The following is a 14,787-nucleotide window of genomic DNA, read 5'->3' as shown; positions in this document are numbered from 1 at the left end:
AAGATTTGGAGAGTGTGATGAGCGAAGATACAGGGTATGAAAAGGGAACAGATCTTGTAATTAAGGGGGAGGTAGGTGTAAACGCACAATCGAACCTTCAAGAATTGTTTCGTGAAAATTGTCAGCTCACTCAACTGGGAATGATTTTTGCGAGTGATGGATCTTATGTAATTGAAAAGGACTGTGGTAGCGCAGAAGTCCCGGAGGGTGTTACAGCGTCAGAGCTAGAGCAGGCAAACGAGGTTCTGAAACGTGTCAATGAAGAATTGCAGACTCCAGATCCTCACAGGGCATTCTAATTTTAAAATCAAAACCACCCTTTAGGCTTCGCCAGCCGATAGCCTTTGCTGGCCCGGCTTAACCCTTTAATCAGCCGATAAGTCATATAGATGACCACCGGCGCTCCGGCAATCACCACCGCATTGATAAACAACACTTTATTCTCAGTAATAAAACCCTCAACGCAAGGCTCAACAAGGCCGTAAACTTCCATCATCCCGGCGCTTTCCATCCACGCAACACCCTTATTCGCCAGCGCCTGCGCGCACACCTCAAATGGCGCGTAATCAATACCACTCATCATATAGGCCGTTGCCAGTCCCATGGTTGGCAGCGTCAAAAATGCTCCGATCCACAGCGTGCGGATAATAAAAGTCGCATGATTTTCAATCAGGCTGTGTTCTTCAACTTTACCGCGCATATGATAAGCCGCAATCAATACACCCAGAAAAAACACCAGCGATAACCCTGCCGCCGTCACAGAAGGCAGGACCGAAAGAATCAGGCTTGCCCCCAGCGCAGCATACAAATTCAAAACGGATTTCCGACCGTGACTTTGTGGTTGTTCATTCAAGCTATCTTCTCCCGAATAGACGCTCAATATCCTTTAAAGATAGTGCAACAGAGGTCGGGCGTCCATGATTGCATTGCCCTGAAAGCGGCGTAGCTTCCATCTGGCGCAATAATGCGTTCATTTCATCCACATTCATCCGCCGCCCCGAACGCACCGAGCCGTGACACGCCATCGTCGATAGAATTTCATTCAGCCGCTCTTCCAGCCCCTGCGCGCTGCCCGCTTCCGTAATCTCATCGGCCAGATCGCGGATTAACCCCTGAATATCGGCTCGCTGTCCCAACAATGTTGGCACCGATTGCACCGCCACAGCCATTCCACCAAACGGCTCAATCTCCAGCCCCAGCTTGGCCAATTCCGGCGCAAATTTCAGCAAACGCTCCGCTTCACTTTCTTCCAGCTCGACAATCTCAGGTGATAATAACCCTTGCTTCTCAATACCCCGCTCGCGCATCTGCGCTTTAAAGCGCTCATAAACCAGCCGTTCATGCGCCGCATGCTGATCAACAATCACCAGCCCATCGGCATTTTGCGCAATGATATAATTCTCATGAATTTGCGCCCGCGCCGCGCCCAAAGGAAAATTTTGCACTGTTTCTACGGGGGCTTCATGCACTTCCATCCGCGCCGCCGGCACCATATCGACCGCCATTGAACTCTGAACGCTTGGCTGCAGCGTATAAGCATTATGCACCGCTTCGGCCATGTTGCCATAAGCATAAGACGAAAGCACAGGTGCAGAGGATCCGCGATGCAAGGGCAGGGCAGGGCCATTGCCACTACCAGCCGGACGAAAACGCCCCAGCATCCCGGTCGAGACACTGCTCGCCGCCTGTCCGCCATGCTCATGGATCGCGTGTTTAAGCGCGCTCACGATCAGCCCGCGTACGAGACCTGGATCACGAAACCGCACTTCGGCCTTTGCCGGGTGTACATTGACATCCACTTCCGCCGCAGGCAGGTCGATAAACAGCGCCGCCACCGGATGCCGCCCCGAATGCAATACATCTGAATACGCCCCGCGAATGCAGCCATGCAACAGCTTGTCACGCACGGCCCGTCCATTGACGAACAGATATTGATACCCTGTCGTCGCGCGGTGATATGTCGGCAGACTCGCCATCCCCGAAAGCCGAATCCCTTCACGCTCCGCTTCAATCGGCATGGCATTCTCACCAAAATCGCGGCCCAATATCGCGCTCATCCGTTCTTGCACATCACCGGCGGCAGGAAGTTTTAACGATATTTTTCCATCATGGCTCAGCGTAAAAGCAATTTCTGGATTCGCCATGGCCAGCCGCGTGAGCGTATCTTTCACCGCCATAAATTCAGCCCGGTCGGTTTTAAGGAATTTCAGCCGCGCTGGCGTGGAGAAAAACAAATCGCGCACTTCAATCTGCGTACCTTCCGGATGCGCCGCCGGAGTTGGATCAAATTTCTGCCCGCCCTCGACGCAAATTTCCCACGCCTCGCCCGCGCCTTCCGCGCGCGATTGAATGTTCAGGCGCGCCACCGCAGCAATCGAGGCCAAGGCCTCTCCACGAAAACCCAAATGCTCTATATGCACCAGATCATCGCCGGGCAACTTTGAGGTTGCATGACGATCTACCGCCGCAATCAAATCCACGCGGCCCATACCCTTGCCGTCATCACTCACGACAATCAGGCTCTTACCCCCGGCTTGCAGTGATACATCGATGCGGCTTGCCTGTGCATCAATCGCATTTTCAACCAGCTCTTTCACGGCTGCAAACGGGCGCTCAATCACTTCGCCCGCCGCAATCTGATTGATCAGCGTTTCCGGTAAATAACGTATAGACATAAAAGAAGACTAGCGTCACAAACGCCGGTTGTCAGGTTTTTAAGCAAGCAGGGAAAAGGGGGAAGTGGATAACTTTTACAGCGCTTTAAAATCAATGATAGCTTCATCAAGACGGCAATTTTCCATCTTGACTCCGCTCAGGATTGCCCCGGTAAAATCAGCGCGCCGCAAGTCACAATCATTAAGAACAGCATTGGTCAGATCGACTCCCATCAAAATAGCATCGCGCAAATCGGCCCCGCGTAAATTTGAAAAACGAAAATTTGCCCCGCTAAAATCAACGCGGCGCAATGTGCTGTGGCCCATATCCTTTTTAAACTCCAGCGGACACATAAGCGCTCCGGTAAGATTAACGCGTGCCATTTGTGCATATTTAAAGCTCGAGCCACGCAAATCGGCCTCCGTCATATCGCAATCGCGAAAATCGCTGCGGTCAAATACGCCGCTTTGCAATTCGGCGCTGCGCAAATCCTGATTGAGAAAATTTGCCCCCGTACATTGAATGGCGGTAAGAGGAAATCTCTTCAGATCCAGCACATCACGCAAATCATAACCGCTCAAATCCAGTTGCCGTCCGGCACGTCCGGCTGTAGCGACCCAGAGCGTATGTTCCTCCAGTAATTCAGGCAGGCTTTTACCAAGATTCTCTAACTTGTTGCCCATATCTCTTTCAGTCACTGCTGCCGTATCGTCCATATCAAGTTGTTCGGTGCGTTCCAGAATCGTACCGGTCATAATGGATTGGCGCATATTTGTACTTGATAGGTCCGACCCGCTCAGATCTGCATCCGCCAGGTTCGCGCCTTCAAAACTCGCGCCGGACAAATTGGCATCGGTCATAGTGACGCCGCTCATATCTGAATCGGAAAAATCAGCAGACATAGCGCGCGCCCTGCTCATATTCGTATCGCTCATCTTAGCGCCTGAGAGAATTGCGCGTGAACCCGTTCCACCTGAGCGTTTACGGTCTTCCAATACACCTTTGTCATCGCGCTTCATGATTTTGCCTTCACGCAAATCCACGTCACTCAGATTAGCGCCGGACAAATTGGCCCCTGCGACATAGGCCCCGCGAAAATCAGCCCGTGAAAAATCTGCATTATGCATGTTTGCATTGCGCATATCGCAAGCAAAAAAACAGGTGCTAATAAAAACGCCATATGAAAGATCAGCCTCAACCAGCAAAGAACCGGTAAAATCAGCCTGTGAAAGGTCATATTGCTTAAAATCCAGCTCTGATAGGTTGTGATATTTGAGAACGCAGCGCGCCCCACCAATCTGGCCACGCAAATACATGTCGTGTTTACGCAACGCCTCATCCAGCTTTGACTGGTCAAGCCGAGTAAGTTCATTCGGATCAGGAATGCTTGCTCTCATGCTTTGCGCCTTCTTCGCATGCAAAAACGGCATTGCCTGCCGTTAATTCTTGTTTGTACGCAGAGTGTATATTTTACAGGAACGGCCTCTAAAATTTTATGAATTTCTGCGTCAGGTGGCGCAAAATTCCAGCCGTTGATGAATCGAGTGTATCTATTTTTTTATGAGTTTCAAAGGCATCGATAATATGTTTTGCGTTGGTCTTTCCAAGCTCAACGCCCCATTGATCAAAGCTGTTAATGCCCCAAATTACGCCCTGAACAAAGATTTTATGCTCGTAAAGCGCCAGCAGCAATCCTAAATGATAAGCATCAAGCGTGTCCAAAACAACGCAGGAACTGGGCCGGTTTCCAGGAAAATTACGGTGTGGTTCCTCTGAGTTTTCCTGTCCTTCCATCAGGGATTTGGATTGCGCCAGCGCATTGGCGAGCAACTTTTTATGTTGGTTTTCATAGGGGGGGACAGGCTTTGCCACCATAATAAAATCCGCTGGAATAACCTCCGGACTTTGATGCAAAAGCTGCATAAATGTATGCTGGGCATTCGTGCCGACCTCTCCAAAAATGATCGGCCCGCTGGCCACGCTCACAGGCCGTCCGTCCGCCGTAACACCCTTGCCGTTTGATTCCATATCAAGCTGCTGGATATAAGTGGAAAAACGCTGTAAATGGTGGGCATAGGGCAGAATCGCCTGCGCCGGATAGCCCTGAAAATTTCGGTTCCAGATCCCCAAAATAGCCATGATTACAGGTATGTTTTTATCCAGCGGCGTACTCTGAAAATGGTGGTCCATGGCGCTTGCACCGGCTAAAAGGTCCTGAAATACATCAAACCCTGCTGCACAGCAAATTGATAGACCGATGGCGCCCCACAAACTGTAGCGTCCGCCAACCCAGTCCTTCATCGGGAAGATATTTTCCGGTGGAATACCGAACTGCATGGCGGCCTCTTCGTTGGCAGAAAGTGCAACAAAATGACGCTTGATAGCCGTCTCATCTGAGAGAGTATCCAGCAGCCAGGCCTTGACCCCTAAAGCGTTGGTTATGGTTTCCTGCGTTGTAAAACTCTTGGATGCAACGATAAACAATGTTGTTTCGGGATCACAATCTTGCAGGGTGTCATGAAGCATCGTTGCGTCGATATTAGAAACAAAGCGCACAGCAAGGTCAACGGTTTGCCCACAAGACTCTGCCATTCGTTCTGCGTAGGGCTTTAAAGCTTCGCAAACCATCTGCGGTCCCAAATCCGAGCCGCCAACGCCTATATTGATAACAGTTTTTATACGCCTGCCTGTACAGCCTGTCCATGTGCCCGAACGCACAGCATCACTGAAATCACGCATCCGAAACAAGGTTTTATATACAAAAGACATAATATCTTCGCCATCCAGGATGATTTTTTCATCCGCAGATCGGCGCAGCGCCGTATGAAGTACAGCACGGTTTTCAGAGCTATTGATTTTGTTACCGGAAAACATAGCATCGCGTTGACGTTCAATATTACAGGCTCGCGCCAGCGCCAGCAGAGCATTCATCGTTTCATCTGTAATTCTATGCTTTGAATAATCCAATAGCAGGCCGGGAATCTTAGCGCTAAAATTCTCAAAACGCTGCGGATCATTGGCAAATAAATCACGCATATGCATGTTCGAAATTTCCCGTTGGTGCGCTTGAAGCACTTCCCATTCCGGGCGCTCATGAACGGGCATATGGGCGGGACTATTCGACATTCGGCAAGGATTTCACTTCTATGACGTCTTTAAGCTTTTCGGGCTCGCCCACTATAATCGTGATAAACTGTTCAGGGTCAAGCAGTTCCGTTGCAAGCGTTTGTATGTCCTCAATACTGGTTTCCTCAATGGCTTTTTCACGTTGGTCAAGATAATCAACCGGTCGGCCGTCAAGCTGCAGTGAGTTCATGAGCCCGGCAATTTTGTCAGTTGAGGTGAGCGACAAGGGCAGCGAGCCAATCAAATATGATTTTGCGTCGCGCAGCTCTTTCTCACCGATCGGGCTTGAGACCATTTTGTTAAATTCATCTTTGATAAGCTTAAGCATCTCAGGTACGTTTTCATTCGCCGTCGATGTTGAAACGGCCAGCCCTTTTAGGTGCTGAAGATCGTAAAAGTAAGAATAAATCCCATAAGTCAAACCGCGCTTTTCACGAATTTCTTCCGTCAAACGTGAACCAAATCCAGACGACCCTAAAACAAAGTTCATCACTTGTGCACTGTGGAAACGTGGATCATCGCGGCCAATGCCGGGCTGTAGTATTTCAACCACGCTTTGTGGAATATCACGTTTGTAAAGAAAGGTCTTTCCGGCGTTTTGTATTTCCAGATTGGCAAGGTCATCCAAAAGGATATCCGGCAAATCACTGAAAACCTGGTCTAAAACGCCAGCGAGTTCTTCGGCTGTAATATCGCCTGCTACCGCGACGCTCAAGTTATTGCGTCCCAAAACGCTTTTATGCAGCTTTTTAAGATCCGCAGACTCAATCCGCTCTAATGATGATAGCGTTCCACCGCTATTCAAGGCATAAGGGTGTCCCTCAAAGGCTTTATCGTTGAGCAGTCGCGCCGCCATCCAGCCCGGATCGGAAAGGGAAGAACGAATGCGGCTCTGATTGGCTTGGCGCATCCGCTCCACCGCCTCTTTATCAAAACGCGGCTTTGTGAGCGCCATCTCTAAAAGCTCGAAAGCGCGGTCTTTGTTTTTGGTAAGAGTTTTCAGTGAGCCGGTAAAATCATCGCGGCTGGCGGAAAAACTTAAAGAAATCACCAGATCGCGCAATTCTTTTTGGAAAGCCTGTGAATTGAGAGAGCCCGCGCCTTCATCCATCGTATTGGACAGCATACGCGCAAGGCCTTGCTTATCTTCCGGGTCGCGCGCCGATCCCGCCCCGCGCCAGCCGAATTTCACAGCAATCACCGGTATGCTGTGATCTTCCACAAGCCAGGCAGAAATGCCGCTTTCACTGGTAACCTCCTGAATATCAAGCAGACCGTCCTCAGCCTGCGCCGGCATCACCCAGAACAATGTCATTGCGAGCGCCAGCGAAGCAATCCATTTGTGCCCTTTAGGATAGAAAACAAGTTTAGATTGCCGCGTCGGGCTTTGCCCTCCTTGCAATGACAAACGTGTAATCATTTTTTGTCTCCTTCGGCCTGCGGTAACAAATAACCGCTCACCGGGGGATGCTCGCCCGGCGCATCGGGGTTGAGGTATTTCTCAGCGACCGCCTTGATTTGGTCAGCTGTGACTTCGCTGATGTCATAGGGCCAATATTCAATATCGTCCAGGCTTTGGCCTGTCGCCAGCCCGTACCCAATCACCATCGCCGGGCCGGTCAAACTGTCACGGGCATAAACGGCTTCATCGCTCATCCGCGATTTGGCGTCCCCCAGCTCTTTTTCGCGCATCCCATCTTTAATGAGCTTGCGCAGCTCATCCATTAACGCGGTTTGAATATCGCTCAGAGTTTTCCCCTGCAATGGCGTCGCATAAATCCACAGGCTGGAATCATCCCATGCAGCTGAGTTATAGCTGATCCCGGCACTCGACGCGATTTTTTGATCGACAACCAGGGATTTATACAGCCGCGAAGTTGGTCCACCGCCCAGTATTTCTTCCAAAACCTGCAGAGCCAAAGACTCTTCTTTGTTTTGACGCGCCGATGGAACGCGGAACAACGTTTGTACCAGCGGTTCACGAATAGCCGGGTGCTCAAGCGTTACGCTGGTATGGGAATTGAGCGCAGGTGAGCGGGTTCGTTCACGTTTAGGCACATCCTCACGCGGCAACTGCCCGTAAATATCAATCGCCAGCTGAAAAACCCTGCCGGGCGTCACGTCGCCTGAAACCACCAAAATCGCGTTATTCGGCGCATACCAGCGATCATAAAACGCTTTGGCATCTTCATAAGACAGCTCATCCATCTCATGCTTCCAGCCAATCACCGGAATGCCGTAAGGGTGGTTTACAAACGCCGCCGCCGCCAATTGTTCGCCAAATTGCCCGCGCGGATCATTATCCGTGCGTTGTTTGCGTTCTTCCAAAATAACCTTGCGCTCAGACAGGACTTCGTCGGCTGGCGGATTGATATCGTTTATCCGTCCAGCCTCCATCCGCATTACGGTTTCAAGATGTTGGGCCGGAACGGACTGGAAATAGGAAATATAATCTTGGCTCGTAAACGCGTTGTCATTTCCGCCCATGGAACGGATGATTTCTGAAAACTCTCCGGGATCAAGATCGCGCCCGCCAACTTGGGCAGAACCCTTAAACATCAAATGTTCAAGAAAATGCGCAATGCCTGACTTGCCAATCGGCTCGTCCGCCGCGCCGAATTTATACCACACCATATGTGTAACCACCGGCGCGCGGTCATTGGGAATGACCACAACCTCCATACCATTATCAAGCGTAAAGCTTTCAGCATTGAAAACCCTGCGGCGTTCTTCCTGCGGCGCATCAGGCGTGGCGGCGCGTTCATCCGGTAGTTCTTGCTTCTCGGCAAGCGCCGTGAAGGGCAAGATGCTGGCAACAAGAACGCTCAAAACAAGCAAAGACTTACAAAGCCTTAAAGAATAGAACATGCTCTTGAAATCCTTACCTATTCAACAGAAGGGGTTTCACCGGAAGTCACCGGCTTACCCTCCGCTTGGTTTTTCTGTAGACGCTGCGCTTCCTTGGCCGCATCGACAACTTTTGCAGGCGGTGGCCTGTCTCTGCCGATGCTCATAATTTTCTCAATGACCGGCTCATTTTCATCTCTCATATTGGCCGTTTCCTCATCGACTTTGCGGCGAATAGCGGGATCGGTTTGTGTTGCTCCGGCTGCTTGCAGCAAAGCGGCCTCTGAACCGCTGGGCGTATACGTATTTTGCGCCGACGCATTACCCAAAACCGTTTTTCTCGCCTCTTCTGCCGTTTCCTGTTCTTGCGGACGCGCCGCACCGGGGCTTGGCGGGCGCAAGGTATAGTTTGGCGGCATTTCTAATGGCGCGCGTTTAACGACCTTAAATTCGTCAGGAGCCTCTTTAGTAAGGCCCAACTGCTCTTGCGCGGTTTCGCAAGCGCTAAGCGCCACCAGCCCCACAAGCACAAGAAAAATAGTGTTAAAACTCTTCATTTTGTCACTCTTACATTTGCCATGATTGTTATTTAGCATTTTTTCCACCAGTTTCAAAAAAGAAGGACTGTATGATCAACAAAAAAACCCCGATGCAAATAGCGCTATCGGCGATATTAAAAGCCGGCCAGTGATAGCCCAGCGCGTGCACGTCCAGAAAATCAATCACTGCGCCAAACCGCATCCGGTCTACCACATTGCCTAGTGCTCCGGCAATAACCATCACAATGGCAACGGATTGCAGCCGTGAGAAGCTGCGCGACAACCAAATCAAAAACCCAATCGAAATTATCACCGATAAACCGCTGAGAAACCATGGCCCCCAATGCAAGCCATTGCTGAACATGCCAAAACTCACACCCTGATTCCACACCATCACAATGTTGAAAAAGGGCAGGATTTCTATCGATACAGGAGGCAGCCTTGCCGGAGCAGAGGAAAGCCACTCAAAAAAGCCTAGCGTACTCGGCATGGGTTTTTCAACCACCACCTTGATCATAACTTCGGTCACAAACCATTTGCTGATTTGGTCAGTCGTAAAGATAACAAGCGCAAGGATCAGGTAAGGAAATTTTTGCATGGTCCCACTTAAGTCGTCATTGCGAGAAAGCCGTAAGGCTTACGAAGCAATCCAGACTTTAGATTGCTTCGCTGCCGCTCGCAATGACCAAAATACAATTTATTAGGGAAATGTGTGCTTAAAGAGCACGAAAAGTTTCAAGCGACATATGTTTTTGTAAGAAATTTTGAAAATCAAAGTCTGGATGCGTCTCCAAAACTTTTTCAACCGCCGCGCCCAGCGTCTGCCCGTCAGCCAACAGTACCAGCATCAGATACTCATCCTCATCCAGCAAGACAGTTTGCGTATTCAAACCGGGCCGAAAAACCATCAAGTGCTCACCACCTTGATCAAGATTGAGCGTACCCTCTTGCGCACCGCTCATACAGAAATCCTGAATCGCGCTGAGCGGATAACGCGAGCGCAAAAGTTGTACACTGTCTCTAAGGACAAGTTTCAGGTTCTCCAGATGTTCAGGCGCAATCCGCCCCAGCGCTTCGGCGGTCAAAGGCCTGTCATCCGCTGCGTAATAAGCGCTGTTTAGCGCCAACTCAAACCGTGCAACATCAGGCAGATAGGGTAGGGATTTGGCCAGTTCAAACCCCTCAATAAATTCTGCGAACCCCTCTCCATAAAGGCTTAAACAACCATGGTTCGGCGGGTTTTTAAGAATAAAGCTGCGCGCCATCATTTCCAGAAATTCTTTGCCGACCAATTTTTCCATCACCGGAAATGTTGCCAGCATAACGTCAGTGAGACTGCCGACGATATTATTGCGATACACTTTCAGCCGCTCAGGAAGTGCAATATCACCGGACCGGCAAAAATCCACCAGATCCTCCGGCGGCGCATGCAAAGCATCCGGGTGATCTAGCATTAAATCCTTAAAGCGTTTTTGAAATTCATTCAGCCGCATTGAACTGTATTTCCTGTCTTGTCATTGCGAGGAGGCCGATAGGCCGACGCGGCAATCCACATATTTGGATTGCTTCGCGAAGTTTATGCCCCAGAGGGTGCAATGACGTATTTAAATTATTCCGCTGCATCGGGAAGATCTTCTGCGCGTACTTTTTGTATAATCGCCCGTGCTTTCGCCGCCTCGCTCACCAACGTCGCCAAATCGGGGATATCGTTGTCCCATTCGATGAGGGTCGGCACGACGCCAATACGCTTGATGGCATGTTCATATAACCCCCACACATCCCCTTTAACCGGACGGCTATGCGTATCAACCAAAAGCGTTCCCTCTCCGGCCGTCTGTTCAATATGTCCGGCCAGATGCATCTCGCCGACATGGTGCGCTTCAATCATATCAACATAGCTCCAAGCATCGTAATCGTGATTATGCGCCTGCACATAGATGTTATTGAGGTCCAGCAAAATCCCGCACCCCGTCATGTCTGCCAGTTTATTCATGAACGTGTCTTCATGCATCTCATTGCCTTTGAACGCCAGATAAGTCGAAGGGTTTTCAATCAGCATCCGCCGCCCCAGCGCTTCTTGCGCGCGCTCAACATTGCGCGCCAACTTGTTGAGACTGGCCTGTGTATAGGGCAGGGGAAGAAGATCGTTTAAATGCGCATTGCCGCTTGCGCTCCATGACGCATGGTCGGACACGCTAAACGGATCATAAATATCGATGAGCTCGCGAACACGCGCCAGATGATCTTCCGAAACCGGCTGGTCAGAACCCAAAGACAGGCCAACCGCATGCAGACTGATCTGATATTTCCTGCGCACTTCAGAAAGAAAATGGCGATGCACACCACCGCCAAAATAATTTTCAGGATGAACTTCCAGCCATCCCAGATTTAAATCAGTCTCAAGGACCTCTTCATAATGGGGTGTCCGAAAACCAATTCCCACCGGTTCATAAGGAATTTTAGCCGGTGGGAATAGTTGATCAGCACGGTTCGTAATCGTGCTATGCGACGTCATATCTTAGTGGCCTTCGCCTTCATGTTCATCATGCATGTTGTCTTCATGCATATCTTCATCATGCATCACGTCATCTGCGCTGCCGGATGTTGGCTCCAAAGAACCACCGATCAATTTCTCACAAATACCGGTTGGCAGAGCAATCCACTCATTGCCAGCGCCATCTTCGGCCGCCTGTCCGGCACAGGAATGCGTCTTATCGGCATTGCCGCAGTCATTGTGCCCGGCTTTTACAACGCCAAAGCATTTCTCTGTGCCTTCATCCATAGCGTTGGCAGCACCGATACCACCGGCAACAGTAAGCGCAACAGCAGAAGCCAAGAGTGTATTTACAGCTTTCTTCGAAACCATTTAATATATCTCCTTCAATGGTTAGGTTTGTTCATGCAAAGGGATGTCCCCCTCGTATGGTCGTGTCTTCGAACGCAGCAGATGAAAGGTTACAAGCTTTTATAAAAAAAGCGAGTCCGTAGATGGACTTTCAATCAAAAACATTTCATAACGGACATCATGGAAGTTTTTGAACGCTTGGAAAATATAACGGATTCGGCCAAAGGCGCGGTCATCGCAATCGGTAATTTCGATGGTGTACATCGCGGGCATCAGGCGCTTTTGGGCCGGGCAAAAGACATCGCGGTCAGCGAAGGGAAAAGCTTCGGCGTGCTGACCTTCGAACCGCATCCGCGCCGCTTGTTCCGTCCTGACGATCCGCCCAGCCGTATTACACCACCCGAAGTGAAACACTGGCGTCTGGCTGAATTTGGCGTTGATTTTGTAGTGTCTTTACCCTTTGACTGGGACTTTGCCTCGCAAAGCGCGGCGGATTTTATCACCGGTGTTTTGCTGGGCGGCCTGCACCCCCATCATATCGTCATTGGCGAGGATTTCCGCTTCGGCCAGCTCCGCAAGGGAGAGCCTGAGGATATCAGGGACGCAGGCATCGCACTCACAACGGTTGAAAAAATTGTCGGTGATGACGGCAAAGTATTTTCCTCCAGCGCCGTGCGCAGCGCCCTGCGCATCGGAGACCTCGGTGCTGCCAATGAAAACCTGGGCTGGAACTGGGAAATACGCGGACGGGTCGTTAAAGGCGATCAACGGGGCCGCCAGCTCGGTTACCCCACGGCCAACGTTGCCCTGCATGAAACCGTTCACCCGGCCTATGGCGTTTACGCCACGCATGTGCAAATCGAAGGGGAGGAAGAGTGGCATAATGCCGCCACCAATATCGGCATTCGCCCGATGTTTGAAGTTCCGACCGCGCAGGTTGAAAGCTTCATTTTCGACTTTGACCGTGAAATCTATGGCAAGACACTGCGCATCCGGCCGGTTCAACGTCTGCGCAGCGAGGCCAAATTCACCTCGCTCGACGCCCTGATCGACCAGATGGAAAAAGACTGCGCCCAAGCCCGTGAAATCCTCTCCATCCACACCCCTCCCCCTTGAGGGGGAGGGCAGGGGTGGGGGTGTCCAGTCTATAAGAAGAATATGTCAGATTTTTAACGGAAATAAGCATTAAGAAGAAAAGATAAAAAACATGGACATTTTCACCACACTTTTCACCAATCTCATCCCGCTTTATATGCTGATTGGCCTGGGCTGGATCGCCGGACGCTATTTCGATGTCGATCGCCAAAGTCTCGGCAGTCTCGGCATATACATCCTCATGCCGGTCGTCGCTTTCGGTTTTGTCGCAAAAATCGAACTCCAGCCGGTTTACATCCTTCTGCCGATCATCGTCTTTGCGCTGTTTTCATGGCTGACCCTGCTTTATTACATGCTGGCGCAAAGGATATATGACGACCACCGCGCCAATTTGCTGGCGATGTGCGGCGGGGCAGGGAACACCGGCTATTTCGGCCTGCCGATAGTCCTGCTGCTGTTTGATCCGGAATGGGTCGGCGTTTACATTTTCGCACTGGTCGGCGGATTGGTTTACGAAGCCACGGTGATGTATTACATCGCCAATCGCGGTCGCTTCAATATGCGCGACAGCCTGATCAAGCTTTTCAAGTTCCCCAGTATTTATGCCGTAATCGCTGGACTTGGCGTCAATATGGCGGGCACGGAGCTCCCGGCCCTGTTTAACAATTACTGGGAGCATTTCAAAGGCGCTTACGTGCTGGTCGGCATGATGATTATCGGCGCCTCTCTGGCCAAAGCGGAAAAGCTGATCATCGCCCCGAAATTTCTGGCGCTGACCTTTGTCGGAAAATTCATCATTTGGCCCGCAGCGGCCTATGGCCTGATCTTGTTCGATCAAGGCGTCACCGGATGGTTTGGCCCGGAAATTCACAAAATGGTCTTCCTGATGGCGATCGTTCCGCCCGCCGCCAATATCGCCGCCTTTGCCGCAAAGCTCGACATGAGCCCCGAAAAAGCGGCCACAACGATTCTCATCGGCACCATTTTCGCCCTGTTTTACATCCCTCTAATTCTGCTGGTTTCCGGCCTTTAAACACCAGAATTTACCATAAAGTTTCTGTGTGACGATAGAGCAAAATTGCTCTTACCCCTCAATTTCGTCATCGCGAGCGACCAGAGGGAGCGCGGCGATCCAGAACACCCGGATTTCCTGGATTGCTTTGTCGCCTATGGCTCCTCGCAATGACGGAAAACTAACGTTTTTGAAAAAATGAGGGGTGGTAAGAAAGCTGCCCGAAAAAGCTTGACCCGTTCTCCCTTTTGATTCATAGTCCTCGGAATTTTTGACGGCCAACGGTAAATTTTACGGAGAAAAATGATGACAGCGCAAGCTGGGGCGGTTCCCTTAAGACAAGCAGCTTTTCCTCAAGCTGCACAAGGAATGGAGGGTGAAACAGTAACGCGACCAATGATGGATGGAATGCCGCTGTCGAGTGGCCAGACCTATCCCGGCCAATATGCGAGCACTGCATCACCGAATATGCAGAAAAAAGCCAATCCTTTTGCCATGACGTTTGATGGGTATCCATTGAATTTCTAATAAATTTCCGTGCTTGATTTGCCCGCAGTAATTACCCTATAGTGCGCCGATGCACGCAGAAAACGCCATAATTATCCGAATTATCATCCCGGCTCTGACTTAAGAGACCGGGAGTTCTTGCATATACAATCCATCAACAT

15 protein-coding genes are annotated in these 14,787 nt (G+C 50.6%); 4 read left to right on the top strand and 11 right to left on the bottom strand.

The annotated features are described in order from the left end of the window. Window positions 1-17: 17 nt before the first annotated feature. Complete coding sequence (locus tag H6859_06655; protein ID USO04838.1) at window positions 18-299, top strand: hypothetical protein; 282 nt, start codon at window positions 18-20, stop codon at window positions 297-299. An 8-nt stretch (window positions 300-307) separates the two neighbouring features. On the opposite strand, the gene H6859_06650 is transcribed toward H6859_06655, so the two are convergent. The 11 genes from H6859_06650 to H6859_06600 form a co-directional block, all read right to left on the bottom strand. Then, window positions 308-853, bottom strand: a complete 546-nt coding sequence (locus H6859_06650; GenBank protein USO04837.1) for a hypothetical protein — start codon at window positions 851-853, stop codon at window positions 308-310. Window position 854: 1 nt separating this feature from the next. Next, window positions 855-2,675 (bottom strand): DNA mismatch repair endonuclease MutL, encoded by a 1,821-nt coding sequence (mutL, locus tag H6859_06645; protein USO04836.1) that lies wholly within the window; start codon window positions 2,673-2,675, stop codon window positions 855-857. 75 nt (window positions 2,676-2,750) lie between these two features. Beyond that, window positions 2,751-4,052 carry a pentapeptide repeat-containing protein gene (locus tag H6859_06640; GenBank protein ID USO04835.1) on the bottom strand — a complete coding sequence of 434 codons (1,302 nt, stop codon included), beginning with the start codon at window positions 4,050-4,052 and terminating at the stop codon, window positions 2,751-2,753. 88 nt (window positions 4,053-4,140) lie between these two features. Next, window positions 4,141-5,760: a glucose-6-phosphate isomerase gene (pgi, locus tag H6859_06635; protein USO06723.1), complete on the bottom strand. Its 1,620-nt coding sequence runs from the start codon at window positions 5,758-5,760 to the stop codon at window positions 4,141-4,143. A 10-nt stretch (window positions 5,761-5,770) separates the two neighbouring features. Beyond that, window positions 5,771-7,201 carry an insulinase family protein gene (locus tag H6859_06630; protein ID USO04834.1) on the bottom strand — a complete coding sequence of 477 codons (1,431 nt, stop codon included), beginning with the start codon at window positions 7,199-7,201 and terminating at the stop codon, window positions 5,771-5,773. After that, complete coding sequence (locus tag H6859_06625) at window positions 7,198-8,649, bottom strand: insulinase family protein (GenBank protein USO04833.1); 1,452 nt, start codon at window positions 8,647-8,649, stop codon at window positions 7,198-7,200. The genes H6859_06630 and H6859_06625 overlap by 4 nt, the downstream gene beginning before the upstream one ends. Before the next feature lie 17 nt (window positions 8,650-8,666). Continuing rightward, window positions 8,667-9,185, bottom strand: coding sequence for a DUF3035 domain-containing protein (locus H6859_06620; protein ID USO04832.1), 519 nt, complete (start codon window positions 9,183-9,185; stop codon window positions 8,667-8,669). A 28-nt stretch (window positions 9,186-9,213) separates the two neighbouring features. Next, the gene (lspA, locus tag H6859_06615) at window positions 9,214-9,765 is read right to left on the bottom strand and encodes a signal peptidase II (protein USO04831.1); all 552 of its coding nucleotides are present in this window, start codon (window positions 9,763-9,765) and stop codon (window positions 9,214-9,216) included. Window positions 9,766-9,883: 118 nt separating this feature from the next. Next, a complete protein-coding gene (locus H6859_06610) occupies window positions 9,884-10,660 on the bottom strand; it encodes a putative DNA-binding domain-containing protein (GenBank protein USO04830.1) in 777 nt (258 codons plus the stop codon). 116 nt (window positions 10,661-10,776) lie between these two features. Beyond that, on the bottom strand, window positions 10,777-11,682 hold the full coding sequence (locus tag H6859_06605) for a DUF692 domain-containing protein (protein ID USO04829.1): 906 nt from the start codon (window positions 11,680-11,682) through the stop codon (window positions 10,777-10,779). A 3-nt stretch (window positions 11,683-11,685) separates the two neighbouring features. Beyond that, on the bottom strand, window positions 11,686-12,033 hold the full coding sequence (locus H6859_06600) for a DUF2282 domain-containing protein (GenBank protein USO04828.1): 348 nt from the start codon (window positions 12,031-12,033) through the stop codon (window positions 11,686-11,688). Window positions 12,034-12,192: 159 nt separating this feature from the next. On the opposite strand from H6859_06600, the gene H6859_06595 reads away from it, so the two are divergent. From H6859_06595 to H6859_06585, 3 genes are all read left to right on the top strand, one after another. Further along, window positions 12,193-13,128 (top strand): bifunctional riboflavin kinase/FAD synthetase, encoded by a 936-nt coding sequence (locus H6859_06595; GenBank protein ID USO04827.1) that lies wholly within the window; start codon window positions 12,193-12,195, stop codon window positions 13,126-13,128. 91 nt (window positions 13,129-13,219) lie between these two features. Further along, the gene (locus H6859_06590; GenBank protein ID USO04826.1) at window positions 13,220-14,140 is read left to right on the top strand and encodes an AEC family transporter; all 921 of its coding nucleotides are present in this window, start codon (window positions 13,220-13,222) and stop codon (window positions 14,138-14,140) included. A 282-nt stretch (window positions 14,141-14,422) separates the two neighbouring features. Beyond that, complete coding sequence (locus H6859_06585; protein USO04825.1) at window positions 14,423-14,647, top strand: hypothetical protein; 225 nt, start codon at window positions 14,423-14,425, stop codon at window positions 14,645-14,647. Window positions 14,648-14,787 lie beyond the last annotated feature (140 nt).

This window comes from Rhodospirillales bacterium (assembly GCA_023898785.1).
Lineage (GTDB): Bacteria > Pseudomonadota > Alphaproteobacteria > Micavibrionales > Micavibrionaceae > TMED27.
The sequence above is the reverse complement of the archived record's forward strand: the minus strand, read 5'-3'. Positions and strand labels throughout refer to the sequence as shown.

Excerpts from the sequence above, each read along its gene's own strand:
- H6859_06655 (USO04838.1), top strand. The coding sequence starts at position 18 with ATGAGCGAAGATACAGGGTATGAAAAGGGAACAGATCTTGTAATTAAG.
- mutL (USO04836.1), bottom strand. The coding sequence starts at position 2,675 with ATGTCTATACGTTATTTACCGGAAACGCTGATCAATCAGATTGCGGCG.
- H6859_06640 (USO04835.1), bottom strand. The coding sequence starts at position 4,052 with ATGAGAGCAAGCATTCCTGATCCGAATGAACTTACTCGGCTTGACCAG.
- pgi (USO06723.1), bottom strand. The coding sequence starts at position 5,760 with ATGCCCGTTCATGAGCGCCCGGAATGGGAAGTGCTTCAAGCGCACCAA.
- H6859_06630 (USO04834.1), bottom strand. The coding sequence starts at position 7,201 with ATGATTACACGTTTGTCATTGCAAGGAGGGCAAAGCCCGACGCGGCAA.
- H6859_06625 (USO04833.1), bottom strand. The coding sequence starts at position 8,649 with ATGTTCTATTCTTTAAGGCTTTGTAAGTCTTTGCTTGTTTTGAGCGTT.
- H6859_06620 (USO04832.1), bottom strand. The coding sequence starts at position 9,185 with ATGAAGAGTTTTAACACTATTTTTCTTGTGCTTGTGGGGCTGGTGGCG.
- lspA (USO04831.1), bottom strand. The coding sequence starts at position 9,765 with ATGCAAAAATTTCCTTACCTGATCCTTGCGCTTGTTATCTTTACGACT.
- H6859_06610 (USO04830.1), bottom strand. The coding sequence starts at position 10,660 with ATGCGGCTGAATGAATTTCAAAAACGCTTTAAGGATTTAATGCTAGAT.
- H6859_06605 (USO04829.1), bottom strand. The coding sequence starts at position 11,682 with ATGACGTCGCATAGCACGATTACGAACCGTGCTGATCAACTATTCCCA.
- H6859_06600 (USO04828.1), bottom strand. The coding sequence starts at position 12,033 with ATGGTTTCGAAGAAAGCTGTAAATACACTCTTGGCTTCTGCTGTTGCG.
- H6859_06595 (USO04827.1), top strand. The coding sequence starts at position 12,193 with ATGGAAGTTTTTGAACGCTTGGAAAATATAACGGATTCGGCCAAAGGC.
- H6859_06590 (USO04826.1), top strand. The coding sequence starts at position 13,220 with ATGGACATTTTCACCACACTTTTCACCAATCTCATCCCGCTTTATATG.
- H6859_06585 (USO04825.1), top strand. The coding sequence starts at position 14,423 with ATGATGACAGCGCAAGCTGGGGCGGTTCCCTTAAGACAAGCAGCTTTT.